General features: G+C 68.1%; 16 protein-coding genes. 2 read left to right on the forward strand and 14 right to left on the reverse strand.

All coding sequences use genetic code 11. The features are described 5' to 3' along the window. Positions 1-15: 15 nt before the first annotated feature. The 7 genes from glgX to glgA are packed head-to-tail and all read right to left on the reverse strand — an operon-like array spanning position 16 to position 12,145. Positions 16-2,136, reverse strand: coding sequence for a glycogen debranching protein GlgX (gene glgX / locus AC5P9N_RS03280; RefSeq protein ID WP_099484134.1), 2,121 nt, complete (start codon positions 2,134-2,136; stop codon positions 16-18). After that, on the reverse strand, positions 2,123-2,293 hold the full coding sequence (locus AC5P9N_RS03285) for a DUF2934 domain-containing protein (protein WP_005413658.1): 171 nt from the start codon (positions 2,291-2,293) through the stop codon (positions 2,123-2,125). Before AC5P9N_RS03285 ends, glgX begins: the two co-directional genes overlap by 14 nt. Then, positions 2,262-4,835: a malto-oligosyltrehalose synthase gene (gene treY / locus AC5P9N_RS03290; protein WP_099484135.1), complete on the reverse strand. Its 2,574-nt coding sequence runs from the start codon at positions 4,833-4,835 to the stop codon at positions 2,262-2,264. Before treY ends, AC5P9N_RS03285 begins: the two co-directional genes overlap by 32 nt. Continuing rightward, entirely contained in the window at positions 4,832-6,676 is a 1,845-nt protein-coding gene (locus AC5P9N_RS03295) for a 4-alpha-glucanotransferase (RefSeq protein WP_099484136.1), read from the reverse strand. The genes treY and AC5P9N_RS03295 overlap by 4 nt, the downstream gene beginning before the upstream one ends. Beyond that, positions 6,673-8,388 (reverse strand): malto-oligosyltrehalose trehalohydrolase, encoded by a 1,716-nt coding sequence (gene treZ / locus AC5P9N_RS03300; RefSeq protein ID WP_012480459.1) that lies wholly within the window; start codon positions 8,386-8,388, stop codon positions 6,673-6,675. Before treZ ends, AC5P9N_RS03295 begins: the two co-directional genes overlap by 4 nt. Beyond that, positions 8,385-10,622, reverse strand: a complete 2,238-nt coding sequence (locus AC5P9N_RS03305; RefSeq protein ID WP_076740087.1) for a 1,4-alpha-glucan branching enzyme — start codon at positions 10,620-10,622, stop codon at positions 8,385-8,387. The genes treZ and AC5P9N_RS03305 overlap by 4 nt, the downstream gene beginning before the upstream one ends. Beyond that, complete coding sequence (gene glgA, locus AC5P9N_RS03310; protein WP_080354138.1) at positions 10,619-12,145, reverse strand: glycogen synthase GlgA; 1,527 nt, start codon at positions 12,143-12,145, stop codon at positions 10,619-10,621. The genes AC5P9N_RS03305 and glgA overlap by 4 nt, the downstream gene beginning before the upstream one ends. Positions 12,146-12,586: 441 nt before the next feature. Here glgA and AC5P9N_RS03315 point away from each other — a divergent pair, with 441 nt between their 5' ends. Together AC5P9N_RS03315 and AC5P9N_RS03320 are read left to right on the forward strand one after the other, a co-directional pair. After that, a complete protein-coding gene (locus AC5P9N_RS03315) occupies positions 12,587-13,015 on the forward strand; it encodes a PAS domain-containing protein (RefSeq protein WP_005409905.1) in 429 nt (142 codons plus the stop codon). Then, on the forward strand, positions 13,012-14,541 hold the full coding sequence (locus AC5P9N_RS03320) for a diflavin oxidoreductase (RefSeq protein WP_099484137.1): 1,530 nt from the start codon (positions 13,012-13,014) through the stop codon (positions 14,539-14,541). Before AC5P9N_RS03315 ends, AC5P9N_RS03320 begins: the two co-directional genes overlap by 4 nt. 297 nt (positions 14,542-14,838) lie before the next feature. On the opposite strand, the gene AC5P9N_RS03325 is transcribed toward AC5P9N_RS03320, so the two are convergent. The 7 genes from AC5P9N_RS03325 to AC5P9N_RS03355 all read right to left on the reverse strand — a co-directional run bounded on the left by AC5P9N_RS03325 (position 14,839) and on the right by AC5P9N_RS03355 (position 21,422). Beyond that, the gene (locus AC5P9N_RS03325) at positions 14,839-15,507 is read right to left on the reverse strand and encodes a sulfate/molybdate ABC transporter ATP-binding protein (protein WP_033835076.1); all 669 of its coding nucleotides are present in this window, start codon (positions 15,505-15,507) and stop codon (positions 14,839-14,841) included. Beyond that, on the reverse strand, positions 15,497-16,180 hold the full coding sequence (gene modB / locus AC5P9N_RS03330) for a molybdate ABC transporter permease subunit (RefSeq protein WP_005409908.1): 684 nt from the start codon (positions 16,178-16,180) through the stop codon (positions 15,497-15,499). The genes AC5P9N_RS03325 and modB overlap by 11 nt, the downstream gene beginning before the upstream one ends. 3 nt (positions 16,181-16,183) lie before the next feature. Further along, positions 16,184-16,927, reverse strand: a complete 744-nt coding sequence (gene modA, locus AC5P9N_RS03335; RefSeq protein ID WP_099484138.1) for a molybdate ABC transporter substrate-binding protein — start codon at positions 16,925-16,927, stop codon at positions 16,184-16,186. Positions 16,928-16,946: 19 nt separating this feature from the next. Further along, positions 16,947-17,723 carry a helix-turn-helix domain-containing protein gene (locus AC5P9N_RS03340; protein WP_010485317.1) on the reverse strand — a complete coding sequence of 259 codons (777 nt, stop codon included), beginning with the start codon at positions 17,721-17,723 and terminating at the stop codon, positions 16,947-16,949. Positions 17,724-17,734: 11 nt separating this feature from the next. Continuing rightward, positions 17,735-18,949 carry an oxygen-independent coproporphyrinogen III oxidase gene (locus AC5P9N_RS03345; RefSeq protein ID WP_044570336.1) on the reverse strand — a complete coding sequence of 405 codons (1,215 nt, stop codon included), beginning with the start codon at positions 18,947-18,949 and terminating at the stop codon, positions 17,735-17,737. Positions 18,950-19,167: 218 nt separating this feature from the next. Then, positions 19,168-20,499 (reverse strand): MFS transporter, encoded by a 1,332-nt coding sequence (locus tag AC5P9N_RS03350; protein ID WP_164212702.1) that lies wholly within the window; start codon positions 20,497-20,499, stop codon positions 19,168-19,170. 23 nt (positions 20,500-20,522) lie between these two features. Then, the gene (locus tag AC5P9N_RS03355; RefSeq protein WP_012480467.1) at positions 20,523-21,422 is read right to left on the reverse strand and encodes a peptidylprolyl isomerase; all 900 of its coding nucleotides are present in this window, start codon (positions 21,420-21,422) and stop codon (positions 20,523-20,525) included. Positions 21,423-21,425 lie beyond the last annotated feature (3 nt).

The following is a 21,425-nucleotide window of genomic DNA, read 5'->3' on the forward strand; positions in this document are numbered from 1 at the left end:
GGCGCAGCAGTGCAATCACGCGCTGCTGCTTGCCGCCAGCAGGCACAGGCTGCGCGGCGGCAGCGTCCAGGCGCCTTCCTCATCCGCCTCCAACGGCGTTTCGTCGGTCTGCAGGAGTACGCGCCGGAACGACAGGGCGTCGTCTGACACACAGAACCGCTGCGGCTGCTCCCCGGCGTTCAACAGCAGGGCCAGGCTGACATGCCGCCCGGGCTCGCGCAGGCCACTGTCCGGGCTGCGACCGTCCAGCACGATCGCCAGCGCACGCAGCCCTGCGTCATGCCAGTCCGCTTCCTCCATGCCGCGACCATCGGGATGCCGCCAGTCGATATCGCGCAGGCCCAGCGCCTCATCGTACTCGCCGCGCAGGAACCGGTTCCGGCGCAGCAGGCCGTAGCGCCGGCGCAGCGACAGCGCCCGCCGCACGAACGCCACCTGCGCCTGTGCAGCCGGCAATGCTGCGCGCTCCCAGTCGATCCAGCTCAGTGGATTGTCCTGGCAGTAGGCGTTGTTGTTGCCCTGCTGCGAATGGCCGAACTCATCGCCTGCCAGCAGCATCGGCGTCCCCTGCGCCAGCAGCAGCGTGGCCAGCAGGTTGCGCATCTGCCGCGCACGCAACGAAAGGATCGCCGCATCATCGGTGTCTCCCTCCACGCCGTGGTTGCTGGAAAGGTTGTGTGAGTGGCCGTCACGGTTGTCCTCGCCGTTGGCCTCGTTGTGGCGATCGTTGTAGCTGACCAGATCGTGCAGGGTGAATCCATCATGCGCCGTCACCAGATTGATGCTGGCCGACGGTCGCCTGCCGTGGTGTTCGAACAGGTCGGCCGAGCCGGTGAAGCGCGTGGCAAACTCTGCCAGCTGCCCGCCATCGCCACGCCACAGCGCGCGCACCGTGTCGCGGAAGCGGTCGTTCCACTCGGCCCAGCCCGGCGGAAACTGGCCCAGCTGGTAGCCGCCCGGGCCGATGTCCCATGGCTCGGCAATCAGTTTCACCTGGCTCAGGATCGGGTCCTGGCGTACCGCATCGAGGAAGCTGCCCGAGGCGTCGAAGCCATGCCGTTCGCGGCCGAGGATGGTTGCCAGGTCGAAGCGGAACCCATCCACCCGCATCTCGGTCACCCAGTAGCGCAGGGAGTCCATGACCATGCGCAGCGCACCGGCATTGGTCAGGTCGAACGTATTGCCGGTACCCGTATCGTTGATGTAATAGCGGCGATCATCGGCCAAACGGTAGTAGCTGGCGTTGTCGATGCCCTTGAACGACAGCGTAGGGCCCAGCTCGTTGCCTTCGGCCGTGTGGTTGTAGACCACGTCCAGGATGACCTCGATGCCCGCGTTGTGCAGGCGCGCGACCATCTGCTTGAACTCGGCCACGGTGCCCAGCGACAGATAGCGTGCCTGCGGCGCGAAGAAGCCGATGGTGTTGTATCCCCAGTAGTTGCGCAGCCCGCGCTCGAGCAGCTGCTGGTCATCCACGTAGGCATGCACCGGCAGCAGCTCGATGGCGGTCACCCCCAGATGGCTGAGGTGGTCGACCACCGCATCGTGCCGCAACGCGGAGAAGGTACCGCGCTCGGCCTGCGGGACGTCGGGATGCTGCATGGTCAGTCCGCGCACGTGGGCTTCGTAGATCACGGTCCGGTCCCAGGGCGTGGCAGGTGCACGCTCGACGCCCCAGCTGAAAGCCGGATCGATCACGGCACAGCGTGGCATGTAACTGGCGCTGTCGCGGCGGTCGAAACTGAGATCGCCATCGCGGTGACCCAGGGTGTAGCCGAACAGGTGTGGGGCCCACTTCAGTTCGCCGACGATCTGCTTGGCGTAGGGGTCCAGCAGCAGCTTGTTGGGATTGAAGCGATGGCCCTCTTCCGGGGCATACGGGCCGTGCACCCGGTAGCCGTAACGTTGCCCGGGCCGCACGTCCGGCAGGTAGCCGTGCCAGATCTCGTTGGTGTACTCGGGCAGCGCGATACGCTCGACTTCACGGTTGCGCGCGTCGAACAGGCAGAGTTCCACCCGGGTGGCGTGCCGCGAGTACAGCGCGAAGTTCACACCCAATCCGTCCCAGGTCGCCCCCAGCGGGAACGGCCGGCCTTCGCGCACCCGCGAGGTCTGCGTCCACTTACGGCTGGCCATCGGTTCCCTCCTCGTCGCGGGCAGCGGCAATCTCGGCTTCCACCAGGCGCTCGGCCATGTGCCAGTGCCGCTGCTGCTGGTCGTCCGGCCGCCCTTCCGCTTCCCATATCTGGTGGGCCAATGCCTCAATCCGCTGCCGTCGTTCCCTGCTGTCCATTCCTGTCCGTCTCCTCGTTGATCCATACCGCCAACGGGCTGCCAGCCAGAAGCCGTGCCGCGTCCTCGGTTGCCTTGAAATGTTCGATGCACCCGTCCAGCAGGTTGCGCATGGGGCCTGTCGGCAGCCCGTGCAGCATCACGCCAGTGCCGACGTCGTGTGCTGCGTGCAGGCTGGGCCCGGGCACGGCGGTGGGCGAACCACGCCGCACGATCACCAGCAGCACCTGCGCCTGATGCCTGCGCGCGAATGCCAGCCAGGGCGAACGGGCCGGTGCGGACAGCGCCTGCAGTTGGCCGTGCAGGAACAGCTGCGGGTGCCTGCGGCGGCACTCCAGCAAGCGCCTGAGCAGAAATGCCTTGATGCCACCGTCCCGCCAGTCCTCCAGCAGGGCGGGCCAACCGCGCGTATCGCGCAGCCACGCCTGCCGCACTGGATAGTCCACGGCACGCCGGTTGTCCGGGTCCACCAGGCTCAGGTCCCAGCCTTCTCCGCCCTGGTAGAGGTCGGGCACGCCGGGCAGGCAGTGCTGCAGGCACAGCTGTGCCAGGCCGTTGCAGGCGCCGGCCGGCGCAATGCGCGCCACGAACGTCGCCAGCGCCTCCCGCACCGGCTGCAATGGCGCTCCATCCAGCAGTGCGTGCAGCCACTGCGCGGCGGCCTCCTCCACCGCCACGTTGGGATCGGACCAGCTGCTGACCCGTTTGCCCTCGCGCAACGCCTTGGTCAGCCATTGCACCATCCTCGATGCGAAGTCGGCGCCCGGGTTACCGTGCATCGGCCACGCGGCCACGAGCGCCTGCCACAGCGCATAGGCCTCGGCACCCGGCAACGGCATCGGCGCGCCCGCGCGGGTCGACATCCGGCTCCAGCGCCGCACGGCGTCCCGCCACTCGACCGTGCAGGTGCTGAGAACCGCCAGCCGCGCCCGGCTGTCGGCCCCGCGCTTGTGATCGTGGGTCGCCAGCGCAAGCAATGCCCGCGGATGGCGCTGCAGGCGTCTCACTGCGTGTTCCAGCAGCTCCCGTCCCTCCATGCCCAGCCGCTGCGGATCACTTCCGACTTCGTTGCGCGACAGCAGCCTGAAGTAACGATAGAAGCCTGTGTCCTCCACCGACTTGGCATTCAACGGCGCGGCCAATTGCCCGAATCTCACCCGCAGCGCGCGCTCGGCCTCCGCCTCGCCGGGAAGTGCCCGCAGCAGCAGATCCAGTGCCGCGTGTGCCGTACCGTCCAGTGCCTCGCGTGCTGCCACGGCAGCGTCCACCAGGGCCTTCCGTTCACCTGCATCCTGCAGCGAATAGGGGCGGTAGGTACGGTAGTGCCGCAGCAGCGCGGCCAATGCACGGGCCAGCGCAGCGGCTCCGATATCGGCTTCGGCCAGCCGGGGCTGCAGCACCCGCTGCGCGCTGCGCAGCAGTCGCTGGAAGTCGGTGTGAAGCGACGTGCGCAGCAGCATGCCGCGGGCATCCTGCTGCAAGTCGTCAAAGCTGCGCGCGTCGCCACTCGCCGCTTGCCAGGCGCGGGAGAGCGCGGGTGCAGCTGCCGGATCAATCAGCCACGCGCCAACCTGGTCCATGAAGTCATAGCCCGTCGTGCCGTCGCAGGCCCAGCCATCGGGCAGCTGTTCGTCCTCCGCCAGTATCTTCTCCACATGCACGCTCACTGCCTGTGGGTCGCGACCGCCTGCCGCGCAGGCCGCGTCGAGCGCCGCACGCAGGTGTTGCAGGTACGGCCCGGGTGACGACAGGCCATCCACATGGTCAATGCGCAGGCCGTCAACCCACCCCTCACGCACCAGCCGCAACGGCAGCACATGCACCGCCGCGAACACATCGTCGCGCTCCACCCGCAGTGCAGCCAGTTCGTTGATGTCGAAGAAGCGCCGGTAGTTCACCTGATCGCCCGCCGTGCGCCACCAAGCCAGCCGGTAGTGCTGCCGCTGCAGCAGCGTGTGCAATCGTTCGACGCTGCGGTTGCAGCGTTCCGCCCATGCCGGCCACTGCGCGGGTGCCAGCGGATGGCTGCGCGGAGACAACGGCAATGCCAGCCCGTGATGACGCAGCATCGGCCGCTCATCGTCCACTGCTACGCGCAACACGCCATCGCGCACGGCCTCGTGCAGTGGCCGGTCCAGCACAGGCAGCCAGAGCCGGCCCTCGCAACCCGGCGCCTCCCAGTCAATGTCGAACCATCCGGCATGGGGACTTCTGCACCCGTGCAGCAGCACATCGCTCCACCAGGGCGTCTGCGGGGATGCCGCAAGATGGTTGGGTACGATGTCCAGGATCAGGCCCATGCCATGCGCGCGCGCCGCTGTCGCCAATCGCTGGAAGGCATCTTCGCCGCCCAGTTCCGGATTGATGCGGGCCGGGTCGATGCCATCGTAGCCATGCATGGACCCTGGCACCGCAGCGCTGATCGGCGACAGGTAAAGGTGGCTGACGCCCAGCGCGGCGTAGTACCGCAGCTGCGCCGCAGCGGCATCGAAGTTGAAGCCTGCATGCAGCTGCAGGCGTGCGGTGGCACGCAACCGGGTCATCGTCCCGCCTTGCGTCGGGTGGCGCTGAACCGGGCAATGCGCGCGTCGGCCGCGTCCGGATCCCACGCAAGCGGCAAGCGTCGGCGCCAGTTCGGGTGACCGTTGACGGTACCCGGCAGGTTCACCTGCGCGCGGCTGCCCAGCGCGTCTTCCAGCGGGAGCAGCGCCAGCCGTGAAGGTGCGTGCGCCACCAGTGACAGCGCACGCGCTTCCAGCGTCGCGCCCTCGCCCAGGGCGACTGCGGACAGCGCCTGTACCTCGCTGGCACGCGCGTGCAGCGCCGCGGGAAGCTCGGTCAGCTCACCCAGGCGTGCACGCCAGCGCAGGTCGCGCCCACGCAGCCAGCCGGCCAGCGGCGGCAGATCATGGGTGGAGGGCATGGCCACCGCATCGCGGCGCCACCTTGGCGCCGGCAGGAAGCGCTCACCGTTGCGGGCGAACGGCAGCACCTCAAGCCCCAGCACGCCACGGGCTGCCAGTCGCTGGCGGATACCCGGAGGAACCACCCCAAGGTCCTCACCGATCAGCACGCAGCGATGGCGCCACGATTCCAGCACCAGCAGGTTGATCAGATCATCGAACGGATAGCGCAGGTACACCCCCTGCCCGGCGCCTGCGCCACGAGGCAGCACCCACAGCCGCTGCAGGCCCAGGATGTGGTCGATGCGCAATCCACCGCGACCCGCCATCACGGCGCGCAACACGCGGATGAACGGTTCAAACCCTTCGCGCTGCAACGCAGAGGGTGACCAGCTGGTGATACCCCAGGCCTGGCCCAGCGGATTGAACGCATCCGGCGGCGCGCCCAGCTCGAGGCTCTGCAGCAGACGGTCGCCGCCGGTCCGGGCCTCGACGCCCTGCGGTGCACAACCCACTGCCAGATCCGCGATCAGTCCGATCGACGCGCCGTCGCTGCGCAGTCCCGCCTGCACCTGCGCCCAGCCTTGCCGCGCCAACCACTGCGCAAACGCATGGTCGTCGGCGCTTCCAGTGAAGCGGTCAGCGGCGTGCTCGCAATACCGCAGCAGGGGTTCGCCCTGCGCATCGCACCACGTCTGCAACTGTTCGTACTGTGCCGGCGCCTGCTGCCGCAGCCATTGGCGCCCTTGGCGCAGCCAGCGCCACTTCACTGCCGACGAGTGCGGCCAGTCGATGCGGCGTGCTGCGGTAGCCGCTTCAACGGCCATCGCCAGTGCTTCGTCCTCGCGCAACACGCTGCTGGCGGCCTCCGGCAAAACCTGCGGCAGCGACACCTGCAGCGGGTCAAGCCAGCGCCGGTCGCTGGGCGAGTAAGGACTGTAGCCCGGACCCGGTGGCAGGCCGGCGTGCAGCGGACTCAACGCCAGTGCATCGCCGCCGTGACGGTGCAGCAGCTCGCGCCACCGCGCACAGCCGGCGCTGTCACCGATGCCGGCATCATCGGGCGCGCGCAGGCTGTAGACCTGCGCCGACAGACCCCAACCGCGCAGCAGGCCCTGCGGCCACCAGGCACGCTGCGGTGCCACCGCAACCGCCTGTTGCTGCCCGCCCTGGCGCCACTGCCAATAGCCTGGCTGATCCGGAACCCGCCAGCGCCCTTGCGCATCCGCACGTGCAGGCAACGCTGTGCCCTGCTCGTCCACCCAGCACGCCGCGCCCGTTGCCTCAGGCATGGCCAGGAGCTGACCACAGCAGGCGGTGAGCAACGGGTGGACCACCGGCGCACCGTCGCACGCGAACTCCGACAGCACGGCGCGCAGCACGTCGGGCGCAACCTCGCGCTCTGCTCCGGCCACGTCGGTCCAGCGGACCAGCAGGCCCGCACGGCGAGCCGCCTCCCGCACCGCCGCATCCGTATTCATGCGGCGATCCAGCGCGCAAGCGCACCGCCGCCTGCCGGCAGCATCGCGGCCGCATCCGGCCCCACGACGCACTCGCCGGCCGGCATCGCGTGGGCCACCGGCGACGGACCCACGTTGATCGCGATCCACCACTGGCCCGATGGCAACTGCCAGCCCGCCTGCACCGCGCCCTGGCCCAGCACGCGCGCGCCCAGCGACCGCGCCTGCAGCAGGCCAGGCTGCAGATAGCGCCTGCGCAGGCCGAGGAACTCACCCGTGCAGCGCAGCCAGTGCTGCGACCAGGGATCATCGCCGGGCGGCGTGTACGACGCCTGCAGGGTCGCCGCATCGTTCGGGTCCGGAATACGCGCGCGCGCGGCGGCGTCGGCAAAGGCACTGAAACCGGAGAACTCACGGCGACGCCCTTCACGCACCGCCTCGTCCAGCGGCGGCGCATAGTCGGTGAAGAACAGGAAGGGCGATTGCGCCTGCCACGGTTCGCCCATGAACAGCAGCGGGATCATCGGCGTCAGCAGGGTCAGGGCCAGCGCCGCGCGCAGCGGCGCAGGATCGGTCAGCATCGACAGGCGCTCGCCGAAAGCGCGGTTGCCCACCTGGTCATGGTTCTGCGCGAATACCACAAAACGCGCGGGCGACAGGTCGGCGCTGGGTTCGCCGCGGGGATCGCCGCGCAGGTCCGGTTCGCCCTGCCAGGCGAATCCCTCGGCCAGGCAGCGCGCCAGGAGTGCTTCGGCGCGCCCGGCATAGGCCGCGTAATAGCCTTCCTGCTCGCCGGTCAGCATCACATGCAGCGCGTTGTGGAAGTCGTCGTTCCACTGCCCCTGATAGGCGCCGCGCAGCCAACGCGCCTGGTTGCGTTCGTTCTCCAGCACCAGGTGCGCCTGCGGCACCGCAGCGCGTACCTCATCGGCCAGCTGCTGCAGGAACCGGTCATCGTCAATGGCGTGCACAGCATCCAGGCGCAGTCCGTCGACGCCATAGTCGCGCAGCCACATCAGCGCATTGTCGATGAAGAAGCGCCGCACCCAGGGCTGGCGGAAGTCGATGGCCTCGCCCCACGGCGTGCTGCGATCGTCACGGAAGAACCCGCACGCGTAGTCGCGCAGACGGTTCCCCTGCGGCCCGAAGTGGTTGTAGACCACATCCAGCAGCACCGAGAGCCCTGCATCGTGCGCCGCGTCGACAAAGGCCTTCAGCGCGGACGGACCGCCATAGGCCAGCGCGGGTGCATACGGGAACACGCCGTCGTAGCCCCAGTTGCGGCCACCGGGAAACTGCGCGACCGGCATCAGTTCAATGGCGGTGATGCCCAAGGCCGCCAGCATCGGCAGCTGCGCGGTCAACGCCGCGAACCCGCCGCCGGCCTCGATGTGCACTTCATAGATCACCAGGTCCTGCCAGGCATGCCCCTGCCACGTGGGATGTGCTCCATCCGTGCCAAGCACCACCGCGCTGTCACCATTGACGCCGTCCGGTTGCCAGCGCGAGGCCGGGTCGGGCACGTCCTGGCCGGACGGCAGGCGGAACCGGTAGCGGTCACCATGCGACGCCTGTGTCCGCAGCCAGTGGCAGCCGTCCGGGTCGCGGTGCATCGGCCGCAGCACGCCCTGCAGGCACAGCGCCACGGTGCCTGCGTCCGGTGCCCACACGCGGAACTCGACACCTTCACCGGCCACCGGCCATGCGCCCAGGCGCGGCGCCACTGCGGTCATGCATCAACCTGCAGATACAGCGTGGACAGCGGCGGCAGGGTCAGCCGCAGCGACTGCGCGTGACCATGCATCGGCCGCGGCTCGGTATGCACTGCGCCGAGGTTTCCCGCGTTGCCGCCACCGTAGTAACCGCTGTCGGTGTTGAGCCGTTCGGTCCAACACCCCGGTTGCGGCACGCCGACCCGGTAGCCGTCGCGACGTACCGGAGTGAAGTTGCTCACTACCAGAAGGGTGCGGCCGCTACCGGCCGGATCCCGGCGGATGAAGGCGTAGACGCTGTTGCGGCTGTCGTCGGCCACGCTCCAGTCGAAACCGCGTTCGTCGCGTTCGTCGCGGTGCAACGCAGGTTCGGCGCGGAGCACGGCATTGAGGTCGCCCACCAGGCGCGACAGGCCCTGGCCCTCGTTGCTGGCCGCCTGTACCCAGTCCAGTGCCGCATCGTGCGACCACTCCTGTCCCTGGCCGAACTCGCCGCCCATGAACAGCAGTTTGCTGCCCGGGTGCGCCCACATGAAACCGTAGTACGCGCGGAGCTGGGCCAGCCGCTGCACCGGCTCACCCGCCATCTTGGCCAGCAGCGCTCCCTTGCCGTGCACCACCTCGTCATGCGAAAGCGGAAGCACGAACCGTTCGGAGAAGGCGTAGACCAAGCCGAAGCTGATCTCACTATGGTGATGCTGGCGATGAACCGGATCGCGCCCCAGGTACTGCAGGGTGTCGTGCATCCAGCCCATGTTCCATTTGTGGGTGAAACCAAGCCCGCCCTGCTCCACCGGCGCGGTCACCCCCGGCCATGCAGTGGATTCCTCGGCGATCACCAGCACGTCCGGAAAGCGCTCGCGCAGCGTCTGGTTCATCCGCCGCAGGAACGCGACCGCCTGCAGGTTCTCGCGCCCGCCCTGCTCGTTGGGTATCCACTGGCCCTCGGCACGGCTGTAATCCCGGTACAGCATGGACGCCACGGCATCCACGCGCAGACCGTCGATGTGGAACCGCTCCACCCACTCCAATGCACTGCCGATCAGGTAGGCGGCCACTTCGTTGCGGCCATAGTTGTAGATCAGCGTGTCCCAGTCGGCGTGCACCCCTTCACGCGGGTCGGCATGCTCGTACAGCGCGGTCCCATCGAACCCGGCCAGGCCATGCGCGTCGTTGGGGAAGTGCGCGCTCACCCAGTCCACGATCACCCCGATGCCGGCCTGATGGCAGCGGTCCACGAAGCGCGCGAACGCCTGTGGCGTGCCATGGCGCGCCGTTGGCGCGTAGATCCCCAGTGGCTGATAGCCCCAGGAACCGCCAAAGGGATGCTCGCTGACCGGCAGCAGCTCGATGTGGGTGAAACCAAGCCCTGCCACGTACGGAATCAACCGGTCGGCCAAGGCATCCCAGTCCAGCGGCGAACCATCGTCGCTGCGCTGCCAGGAGGCCGCATGCACTTCGTAGATCGACAGTGGTGCGCGGGTTCCGGCCTGGCGGCGGGCCGCCAACCATGCGTCATCGTGCCACTGCATCGGCACAGCCGAAGGCACCCGCGATGCGGTCGCCGGTGGCAGCTCGGCCCAGCGCGCCATCGGATCGAACTTGTCAGGCATCACCCGGCCGTCGGCGCCGACAATGCGGAACTTGTAACGGGCACCGGCCTGCACGCCAGGCAGGAACAGCTCCCACACGCCAGCGGTGTGGCGCAGCCGCATCGGATGGCGCCGGCCATCCCACCCGTTGAAATCGCCGACCACGGCAACCCTTCGTGCGTTGGGGGCCCACACCGCGAAGCGCACGCCGTCGATACCCTGTACCTGCATCGCTACCGCGCCCAACTGCCGCGCTGCATCAGCATCACCGGCATGGAAATGCTGCAGCAGCGCCTCATCCAGCAGCGGACCGAAGGAATAGGCATCGTGCACCTGCTCCACACCCTGCTCGAAATGCAGGGCGAGCAGCGGCACGGGCGCTTCACCCGCTGCACCTTCGAACAGGCCGGGCAAGGGGCCCGGTTGCAGATCCCAGCGCCGCTCCGGGCCCGCAATCACCTCCACGCGACGCGCGTGGGGCACCAGAACGCGCAGCTGGCGCTGGCCATCGGGCTGTTGGTGCGGCCCGAGCCAGGCAAACGCATCGGCCGGCCGTGCATGAACCAGGTCGTCCAGGACCGGAGCCACCACGCCCTCCTCCCGTCCGGCAGTTGCCATGGAGTCGTCCTCGAGGGCGACCGGCTGCAGGCTGTCGTGGCTCATGCGGCCACCTGGCAGGTCTGCTGGTACAGGGCCAGATACGCGCGTCCGGCCGCGTCCCAGCCACCCGGCCGCAGCATGGCGGCGCGGCGCATGGCCTGCAGCAGGCCGGGCAGGCGGAAGGTGCGCATCGCCCGTTCCACGCAGCGGCGCAGGCCATCGGCATTGGCGCCGTGGAACAGGAATCCGGTCACGCCATCCTCGACGGTATCGACCAGCCCGCCGGTCGCGTGTGCGATGGGCAGGCAGCCGAAGCGCTGCGCGTACATCTGGCTCAACCCACAGGGTTCGAAACGCGAAGGCATCAGCAGGAAGTCGGCGCCGGCAAACATCTGGCGGGCCAGCGCCTCTTCGAAGCCGATGAATGCGCCCACCCGTCCGGGGTAGCGCCGGGCCAGCGCCTGCACCTGCGCTTCCACCTGCGGCTCGCCGCCACCGATGATGACCAGCTGGCCGCCGGCCGCCACGATCTGCGGCGCCACGTCGCATGTGATGTCCAGGCCTTTCTGGTGCACCAGGCGGGAGACCACCGCGAACAGCGGGCCGGCCGAGGGCGCCAGGCCGAATGCACTGCGCACCGCGTGCGCATTGGTGGCGCGCCCGGTCCATTCGCCGATGCCGAAATGGGCCTTGAGGTGGATGTCGCGGCGTGGATCCCAACTGGCGTCGATGCCGTTGACGATGCCACTCAGGTGTCCGCCGGCCGCCCGGCGCGCCAACAGGTCATGCAGCCCGCAGCCGTCATCCGGGGCGGTGATCTGCTGCGCGTAGCGCAGGCTGACCGTGTTCAGCCGCGTGGCATTGGTGATGCCACCCTGCAGGAACGACATCTGCCCATGGAAGTGCAGTTCATCCAGGTGTTCGACCGGCACGCCCAGCACAGGTGCAAGCGCATACGGAAACAGCCCCTGGTAAGCCAGGTTGTGGATGGTCAGCAGGGTCGGCACGGTGGTCCGGTCCCAACGCACGTAGGCTGCGGCCATGGCCACAGGCCAGTCATTCAGGTGCAGCAGCTGCGGCGACCAGTCCAGCCCGGCACGCCCGGCCGCAATCTCCGCCGCCGCGTGTGAGAGCGTGGCGAAGCGAACCGCGTTGTCCTTCCACTCCTGGCCCTGCCCATCGACGTATGGCGAACCTTCGCGCTCGTACAGTTCTGGCGAGAGCAGCACGTAGATCGGAAGGCCGTCTGCCTGCACTGCCATGCCGATCCCGCACGCAGGCAGGCCCGCCCTCGCGCTGACCTGTCCCACCCGCTGCAGCTGTGGCAGGCGCTGCAGTACCTCCGGGTAGCCGGGCAGCAGCACGCGCGAATCACAGGCGCCGCGTACCGCACGCGGCAGGGCTGCGGCCACGTCGCCCAGGCCCCCGGCCTTGATGAAGTCGGCCATCTCGGTCGCGACGAACAACACACGCTGTACCAGCTCCGGCAGCTGCAGTGGCTGCGAGTGGCCACGCCGGGTGCCGATCGGCACGAGCGAACCGGGAGAGGTCACAACAGATGAAGCGGACTGGACAGCGCGGGCCATGGGAGGGTCTCTCGGGTATTTCAGGCAGACGGACGCCAGCGGCGCCCGGACGGGCGCTGATGGTGGGAAGGAAGTCGACGCAGGACGTGGGGGACGTCAGCGAGAGGCTCAGGACGACAATAGCCCTGCATGCGATCAATCAACCGTGAAGCCATGGCGATTTCTTTGTGACAACACGTCATGAGCTCAGTACACATGACATGCGCCCGCCTCCTGCCCGTGTCTCCTGCGATGGGGCCGAGCCCATGCCCGGCTGTTGGCAATCCCACGTGCCGCCTGAGCCGAGCTGGATTGGTCTTTAAGAGACTCACCCTGCGACACCCGGTCGCAGGCCTTCGCGCTACGCGCTTGACCAATGTCAAACCGCCCGCCGCCGCGCGGGCGTATTCCTATGCAGGACCCGAACACGCCGGCGCGGCCGGCATCCACAAGGACCCTGCGATGAGCTACACCCCCGACAACGCCCAGCTGCTGAACGCCATGCAGAACGTCATGGTGATCTCCACCACCGACCTGCAGGGCAACATCACCTACGCCAATGACCTGTTCTGCACGCTCACCGGCTTCGCCCGCGAGGAACTGATCGGCCAGCCGCACAGCATCGTGCGCCACCCGGACGTGCCCAAGGCCGTCTACAAGGACATGTGGGACACGATCAAGGCCGGCAAAACCTGGACCGGCATCGTGCCCAACCTTGGCAAAGGCGGCGTGCTCTACGTGGTCGACACCACCGTGCAGCCGCTGTTCGACGCCGATGGCAACATCACTTCGTACATCAGCATCCGCCGCGTGGTGAACGACCTGATGCAGAACTATGACCTGGTCGAGTTCAGCAAGGAAAAGTTCGACGACTTCTACGAGGCCGCGTGAACGCTCTCCCGACCAGTACGCCCTTCAGCCGTCTGCTGGTGGGTTTCGCGTCCGAGTCGGGCAACGCCCGCGCCCTGGCCCAGCGCCTGGGCGCGGAGCTGCAGCCGCATGGGCCGCAGGTGCTCCCGTTCAACGACATCGACGTAGCCAGTCTCGGCCAAGGCGATGTGCTGCTGGCGATCTCCAGTTCCTTCGGTGACGGCGAGCCGCCAGCCAATGGCGAGCAGTTCTTCGAAACGCTGCGCCGGATCCCGACGCTGAGCGGCCTGCGCTATGCAGTGTTCGGGCTCGGTGATACCGGCTACCCGAGCTTCTGCGGCTTCACCAAGGCGCTGGATGCCGCGCTGAGCGAGCGCCAGGCGCAGCCGCTGCTGCATCGGGTGGACGCCGACCTGGGCTACGAGCAGTTCTTCCAGCAATGGCAGCCGGTGCTCGGCCAGGTGTTGGATGGCGACCTCAGCGCTGGCCAGCACCTGCACCTGCAGGTCACCGCCTATGGCGAAGACAATGCGTTTGCCGCTCCTATCCTCGAACGCCGCCGCTTGAACAGCAGCGACCCGGCCGCCTGGCACCTGCAACTGGACATTGCCGGCAGTGGCATGGCCTACCGCGCGGGGGACACCCTGCACGTGGTACCCGAGAACGACCCTGCCTTGCTGCAGGCATTGGCTACCTGGTACGGCGACACCGCCGCCGTGGCCGCCCTGCACGACCGCGAGCTGCGCCTGCTGAGCAAGGGCGTGCTGCGCGAACTGGCCAAGCTCGGCGGCAGCGAGGTACTGAAGGGCCTGTTGAAGGTCAGCCAGAAGCGCGAGCTGGAAGCCTACCTGCACGGCCTGGACCTGCTGGACGTGCTGCAGGACCACGCCACGCCGGACAGCGTGCCGCTGGCCCGGCTGCGCGAACTGCTTTCACCGCGGCTGCCGCGCGCCTATTCGATCGCCTCACACCCGTGCGACGACCAGCTGAGCCTGTGCGTGCGCGAAGTGCGCTACCCCCTGCGCGGCCGCGAGCGCTTCGGCACCGCCACCGGCAGCCTGCTGCATGGCGGCGAGCACGCCCGTGTGTACTGCCGCTCCAACCCTGGCTTCCACCTGCCCGATACCGGCCAGGCGCCGCTGCTGCTGGTCGGCACCGGCACCGGCATCGCACCGCTGATGGGCCTGATGCAGGAGCTGCAGGCCAACGGCTGCGAACGCGAGGTGCACCTGGTGTTTGGCGAGAAGCACCGCCAGCACGATTACCTGTATCGCGACCAGCTGCAGGACTGGCACGCGCGTGGCGTGCTGGCCGGCCTGCATACCGCGTTCTCGCGCGATGGCGCTGAAAAGATCTATGTGCAGCATGTGCTGCAGCAGCGCGCCAGCGAAGTGCGCGACGTCCTGGCCCGCGGCGGGCACCTGTACCTGTGCGGCAACAAGCGCCATCTGGAAAGCGCGGTGCGCGAGGCCATCGATGCCATCGGCGGCGAGGGACGCTGGGACGCGCTGCGCGGTGAAGGCCGCACGCACTGTGAGCTGTATTGATCGGTACCACTGGACTGCACGAATCCTGGACCGGTAGAGCCGGCCGCTGGCCGGCTGCCCAGTACTCATTGGTTGCCGGCCAGCGGCCGGCACTACCAGAACATGTAGCCAATCATCGCCTGTGCATCACGGTAGAGCCGGCCGCTGGCCGGCATTACCAGAATATGTAGCCAACCATCGCCCGTGCATCACGGTAGAGCCGGCCGCTGGCCGGCTGCCCAGTATCCCTTGGTTGCCGGCCAGCGGCCGGCACTACCATCAGATGTGACCCACCGTCGCCGGTGGGTCCATCACGGGTCAACCGCCGACGATGCGACCATCCACCATGCGCGCCACCTGCTGACCGAACATCGCCACGTCCTGTGGATCGTGGCTGATCAACAGCAGCGGAATGCCGGTCTTGTCCAGCACGGTCTCCAGCTCCTGGCGCAGGTGCTGGCGCAGGTCATGGTCCAGTGCGGAGAACGGCTCATCCAGCAGCAGCGCTTGCGGCTGCGTCACCAGGGCGCGCGCCAATGCAGTGCGCTGGCGCTGGCCACCGGAGACCTGCGACGGCAGCAGATCGCCCACCGTGTCGATGCGGAATGCGTGCAGCCACTGCTCCACCGCATCGAAACGCTGGCCGACCCGCGGATTCAACCAGCCCTTCTGCAGCCCGAACGCCACGTTCTGGCGCACGCTCAGGTGCGGGAACAACGCGTAATCCTGGAACACGTAGCCCAGCCGGCGGCGCTGCGGCGGCAGATCCACAGCGGTGGCCGCGTCGAACAGGGTCTGCCCCTGCAGGCGCACATGGCCCTGGCCCGGCCGCAGCAGCCCGGCCACCGCCTTCAGGGTCAGGCTCTTGCCGGCGCCTGAAGGTCCGAACAGCACCACCTGGCGCTGCGTGCACTGCAGCGATACGTCCAACACGAAATCCTGGCCGGCCGCCTGCAGGCGGCGCCGCACCTGCAGGTCAAGCCACATCGCGCAGCTCCCGGCGACGCCCGCCCACCAGCCGCGCTGCCAGCAACAGGATCACGATGCACACCACCGAAGTCAGGATCACCAGCGCATTGGCCTTGCCATCCTGGCCGGCCTGCACCGCCTCGTAGATGGCGATCGACAGCGTCTGCGTGCGTCCCGGAATGCTGCCGGCCACCATCAATGTCGCGCCAAACTCACCCATCGCGCGTGCGAAGGCCAGCAGCAGGCCGGCAAGAATGCCGCGCCACGCCAGCGGCAGCGTGACGCGGAAGAACACCGCTGCTTCGGACACTCCAAGCGTGCGCGCGGCCTGCTCCAGCTGCCCGTCCACTTCTTCGAACGCCGCGCGTGCCGGCTTGAACACCAGCGGCAGCGAAGCCACCGCCGCGGCGATCACCGCGGCCTGCCAGGTGAACACCAGGTTGATGCCGAACCACGACTGCAGCCACGCGCCGATCGGGCCGTTGCGGCCGATCAGCACCAGCAGGTAATAGCCCAGCACCGTCGGTGGCAGCACCATCGGCAGGGTCAGCAGCGAATCCAGCAGCTCGCGGCCGGGAAAGCGCCGCCGCGCCAGCAGCGCGCCCAGTGCCACGCCCAGCACCAGATTGATCGCGGTGGCCCAGCCGGCCACCTTCAGCGACAACCCCAGTGCGCTCCAGTCGAGATCCATGCGTCAGGGCTTGCCGAACCCGTGCTTGGCCAGGATCGCCTGGCCCGGCGCCGAACGCACGAAGGCGGTGAAGCGCCTGGCTTCGGCCGACTGCGCGCTGGCCTTGGTCACCGCCAGCGGATAGGCAATGCGCCCCGCCACCGGAACCGCGAAGGCGCGGCGCACCCGGTCGGGCATCGCCTGTGCATCTGTGGCATAGACGAAGCCCGCATCCACTTCACCGCGCGCCACGTAATCCAGCGACTGGCGCACGTTCTGCGTCGTGATGATCCTGCCCTGCACCGACGGCCACAGGCCCGCCGCTTCCAGCGCGCCCTTGGCATAGCGGCCAACCGGCACGCTGTCCGGGTTGCCCAGCGCAACGCGCTGCACACCGGCACCGGCCAGGTCCTTCAAGGTACGCGGCGCAGCCTTGGCCTGCGGCGGCACCACCACCCATAGTGCGTTCACCGCGAACACCTCGCGGGTACCGGCCGCCAGCAGGTCCTGCTGCTGGGCCTGGTCCATCGTGGTTTCATCGGCCGACGCGAACACATCCACCGGTGCGCCACGGCTGATCTGCTGCAGCAACACGCCGGATGCGGCGAAGTTGAAATCGACCTTGGTTCCCGGGTGCGCCCTCTCATACGCCGCGCCCAGCTCGCGGAAGCTCTCGGTCAGGCTCGAAGCCGCCGACACCGTCAGGTCGGCCGCCCAGGCCGGTACTGCAGCCAGCATTCCCAGCAACAACAGTCCAGCTCGCTTCATCGTCGGCTCCCGGCCAGGTTCAGTTCGGATCGGATTCGTCGGCCACCGCCAGCGCTGCCAGGCGCTCGGGCTGCAGCAACAGGATCTCGCGCTGCTTCACCGCAATGATCCCATCATCGCTCAGGCGGCGCAGCACGCGGCTGGCGGTTTCCGGCGCCATCCGCAGGTAATTGGCGATCTCGGTACGCGCCATCGTCAGGTTGAAGCGCGTGGCGGAGAAACCGCGCCGCGCGTAGCGCTCGGACATGTCCAGCAGGAACGCGGCCATGCGTTCTTCGGTACGGTGGTTGGCGGCCAGGGTCGCGACCTTGCCGATCTCCGCACTGAGCAGGCTGAACAGCTTGGCCTGCAGCCCCGGCATGCGGGTCGCCAACAGGCTGAGCTTGGGGAACGAGATGCGGCACAGGTGCACGGTGTCCAGCGCCACCGCATTGCAGGGGAAGCGCGAACCGTGGATCGCGTTGAGGCCGATCACTTCGCCCGGCAGGCTGAAGCCCAGCACCTGCTCGTTGCCCTGGCTGTCATCGACGAAGGTCTTGACCATGCCCGCGCGCACTGCAGCAATCGAATCGAACGATTCGCCGGCGCGGAAGATGTAGTCACCTGCATGGAACGGACCGACATGGTCGACCAGCACGTGCAGGTCGCCCAGTGCGGTCTTGTCGTAACCCTGCGACATGCATGCGTCGGAGAACGCGCAGGTGCTGCAGAAGTGCAGTGCGTCGCCATCATCGGCGGCGGCGGGGTTGGGTGTGGCCCGGCCGAGACGGCCCTGCGAAGGCGGAATTGAAGACATCGGGGCAAGACTCAAGCGATGGCGGCCGCCGGCCGGAAGCATGCGGCCATCATACGCCACAGCAGGCGCCCTTCTTCGGCCAGGCGCAGCACGCGCGCATCCCACTGCGCCCAGCCGCGTGCCAGCAGCGGCGACAACGCGGGCAGCTGTTCGGCGAAACATTCCTCGAACGGTTCATCGTTGCGCCACTCGAAGGCAGCCGCATCGAGGGCGTGGTCACAGGCGATGCTCTGCGCCACTTCGGCCACCAACCGCTCGTCCTCGGACAGGATCAGCCCGGCGGAGACTCCCATGTGACCCGCCAGCAGCCGCGCACGCCATTCGCCCAGTTCGTCCTCCAGCCGGTAGAACACCTCGCCGATCTGGCTGCAGGCAGACAGGCCAAGCCCGATGAAATCACTGCGGTCGCGGCGTGGCACGCTGGCAAGATCGCAATGGCGCTGGCCATCGCCCGGACCGTGCGGGTTCGGCAGATCGCCGCGCTGATAGTGATCGCCACCAATCGGTTCGTAACCCGCAGCGCGCAGCAGGCGCCAGGCCTGCAGCCAATGGACGGCCGAGGGGTATTCTGGCAGCGCACACGGCGCCGGCAGCAGGATGCGCTCCGGTGCCTCGGCCAGCACCTCGTGCAGCCGTTCAATGAAGCCAGCGTCCTCGCTGCCGGGTACCCGCAACTGGTAGTAGCGCGCGGTGAAGCCCACCTGTCGCGCCTGTGCCAGCAGGGTCGGCCCCGGTGCATCGGCGCGATCGATCACGTTCAAACGGGTGCAGCCCACCGCACGCAGCTGCGCCGGCGCCAGCGCGCTGCCTGCGTCCAGCCGCACCTCCACCTGGGGCCGCGCCACGGTGCGCAGGTGCTGCGGCACCGCATCCAGCAGCTGGCCGAGCTGCGGCGGCGGCAACGTCTCGGCCAGCCCCAGCTGCAGTACCATCGCCACCACTTCACGGTCCTCGGCCAGCACGTCGGCCTGCAGCCGCAGCGCCAGCAGCAAGGTGTCCAGATAGGCCTGCGGCGGCACACCGCGCCCGCCACGACCGACCTGGAAGCCGAGCGTCAAGCCGCGTGGGATCAGGTGCTCATTGCTGGCGCGCATGGCAGCGCGCCAGCCGCTTTCGCCAAAACCAGTACTGAACTGGTCAGCCGGCGGAAACAGCACGTGCCGCGGTTGCCGCAGCAATGCAGCCTGCAGCGCAGTGTCCTCGCTCTCGTCAACGTGGAAGCTCATGGCAGACATCTTCGGGCGTTCCTCTTCGCGTGGCCCTGATTGAAATCAAGCGTGGCGCATCTGGCGGTTGCTGCCGGCCAGCGTCCGGCACTACCCCTTCACCCACCATTTGGTAGTGCCGGCCGCTGGCCGGCAGCACCCTTCACCCGCCGCGCGAACGATCAACGGACGCACGGCGCGCCGCCCTGGTAGTGCCGGCCGCTGGCCGGCAAACACCTTCACCCACCGCGCACCCGCTCGGCGGCGGCCGCATCGATGGCTTCGGGCAGGTCGGTTTCGCGGTCGATCTGCGGGAAGTGGCGGCGTTCCATACGGCGGATCGCGAAGTGCATCCAGGCCAGTGCAGCGGCCACCAGCACGAACAGCAGCATGAAGCAGCTGCTCCAGATGCCCACCGCATCGTTCAATGCACCGAACACGATCGGCAGGATGAAGCCACCCAGGCCACCGATCATGCCAACCACGCCGCCCACGGCACCCACGTGCTTGGGGTAGTACACCGGGATGTGCTTGTAGACCGCGGCCTTGCCCAGCGACATGAAGAAGCCCAGCACGAACACCAGCACGGTGAACATCACCACGCCGATGGCCAGATGGAAGTGGATCGGGCCATGGATGCCCTTCACCACATACTCGGTATCCGGGTAGGCCAGCAGGAAGGTGCAGATGGCCGACACGCCGAAGGTCCAGTACATCATCCGGCGCGCCCCCATCCGGTCCGACATCCAGCCACCGACCACGCGGAACAGGCTGGCCGGGATCGAATAGCACGCCGCCAGCATGCCGGCGTGGCCCACGTCCATGCCATAGGCGCCCACCAGGTAGTGCGGCAGCCACAGCGCCAGCGCCACGAAGCCACCGAACACGAAGAAGTAGTACAGCGAGAACCGCCACACCTGCAGGTTCTTCAGTGGCGCCATCTGCTCGGCGAACGGCACCGGCTTCACGCCTTCGCGACGGCGCTGCTCCAGCGACGGATCTTCCTTGCTGAAGAGGAAGAACAGCACCGCCGTGACGGCCAGCGCGACGGCCCAGACCTTGGCGACCATGGTCCAGCCGGCCGCCACCATCACCAGCGGCGCCAGCAGCTTGGTCACCGCCGAGCCGATGTTGCCAGCACCGAAGATGCCCAGTGCGGTGCCCTGCTTGCTGGCCGGGAACCACTTCGAGACGTAGGCCACGCCCACCGAGAAGTTGCCGCCGGCGATACCCACGCACAGCGCGGCAATCAGGAACTGGGTGTAGGTCTGGGCATAGGTCAGCATCCAGGTGGCCACTGCGCCACACAGCATCACCAGCACCATCACCTTGCGGCCACCGAACTGGTCGGACCATATGCCGAGGAAGACCCGGCTGACCGCACCGGTCAGCACCGGCGTGGCGATCAACAGGCCGAACTGGGTGTCATTCAAGCCGAGCTGTTGACTGATCTGGATGCCGATGATCGAAAAGATCATCCACACCGCAAAGCACACGGTGAAGGCGAACGTGCTCAGCCACAGCGCACGTTGCTGCTGCCCGGCACTGGCGGGGGCAAGGGCCTGGTTCATGAATTCTCCTCGTTCAAGGGGGTTCAGCCGATATCCGCTTCGGCTTCGATCTCATCCAGCCCGCGCACCGGGTAGCGTTCCTGCAGCTGCAGCAGGTAGGCCTGCACTTCACGCTGGCGTACCTGCAGCTCCAGGTAGTCACGCAGCTGCGGCAGCACCGCCTCGAACGGCTGCGGCTGGCCTTCCTCGCGTGCATCGACGCAGACCACGTGGTAGCCCCAGCGCGATTCCACCGGGAAACCGGCCAGGCCCTCGCGCAGGCGGAACACCTGGCGGTCGAACTCCGGCGTGGTCTGCCCACGCTGCAGCCAGCCCAGGTCGCCGCCCTCGCTGCTGGATGGGCAACGCGAATGGCGCAGGGCGAAATCGGCGAACAGGTGCGGCGACTCTTTCAGCAGCCCGACCAGCCGCTCGCCCTCGGTACGTGCGGCGAAGCGCCCAGCCACGTCGTCGGCCGGCGCGGCCAGCAGGATATGGCGCAGACGCACGCGGTCGGGGGAGCGGAAGCGCTCCGGGTTCTGCTCGAAGTACCGGCGGCAGTCTTCATCACTCGGTACGCGGTCTTTGATCGCATCTTCCAGCAGCTGTTGGATCAGCACTTCCTCGTCGCTTACTCGGTTGCCCTCCGGCGCCTGCAGCCCAAGCCGCTGCGCTTCCAGGCGCAGCAGCTCGCGCACCACCAGTGCACGTGCCGCTTCGGCACGAGACTGCTCCGGGCGCATCGCCCGGTGGTGCTGCATCTCGCGGGCGATGTCGGCCTCGCTGATCGCGGTCTCGTCCACGAACAGCCGGCACGGTGCCGGCTGCCCGAGCGAGCGCGGCCCCTGCGCTGCCGCGTCATGGTGGTGCGAATGCGCCTCGGCGGGAACCGGCGCAGCGGAGTCGATCACGGTGATCGGCAGGAATTTCGGCAGGCTGCCCATGAC

The sequence above is a fragment of the Stenotrophomonas sp. YJH_SMC_6 genome (genome assembly GCF_059371335.1).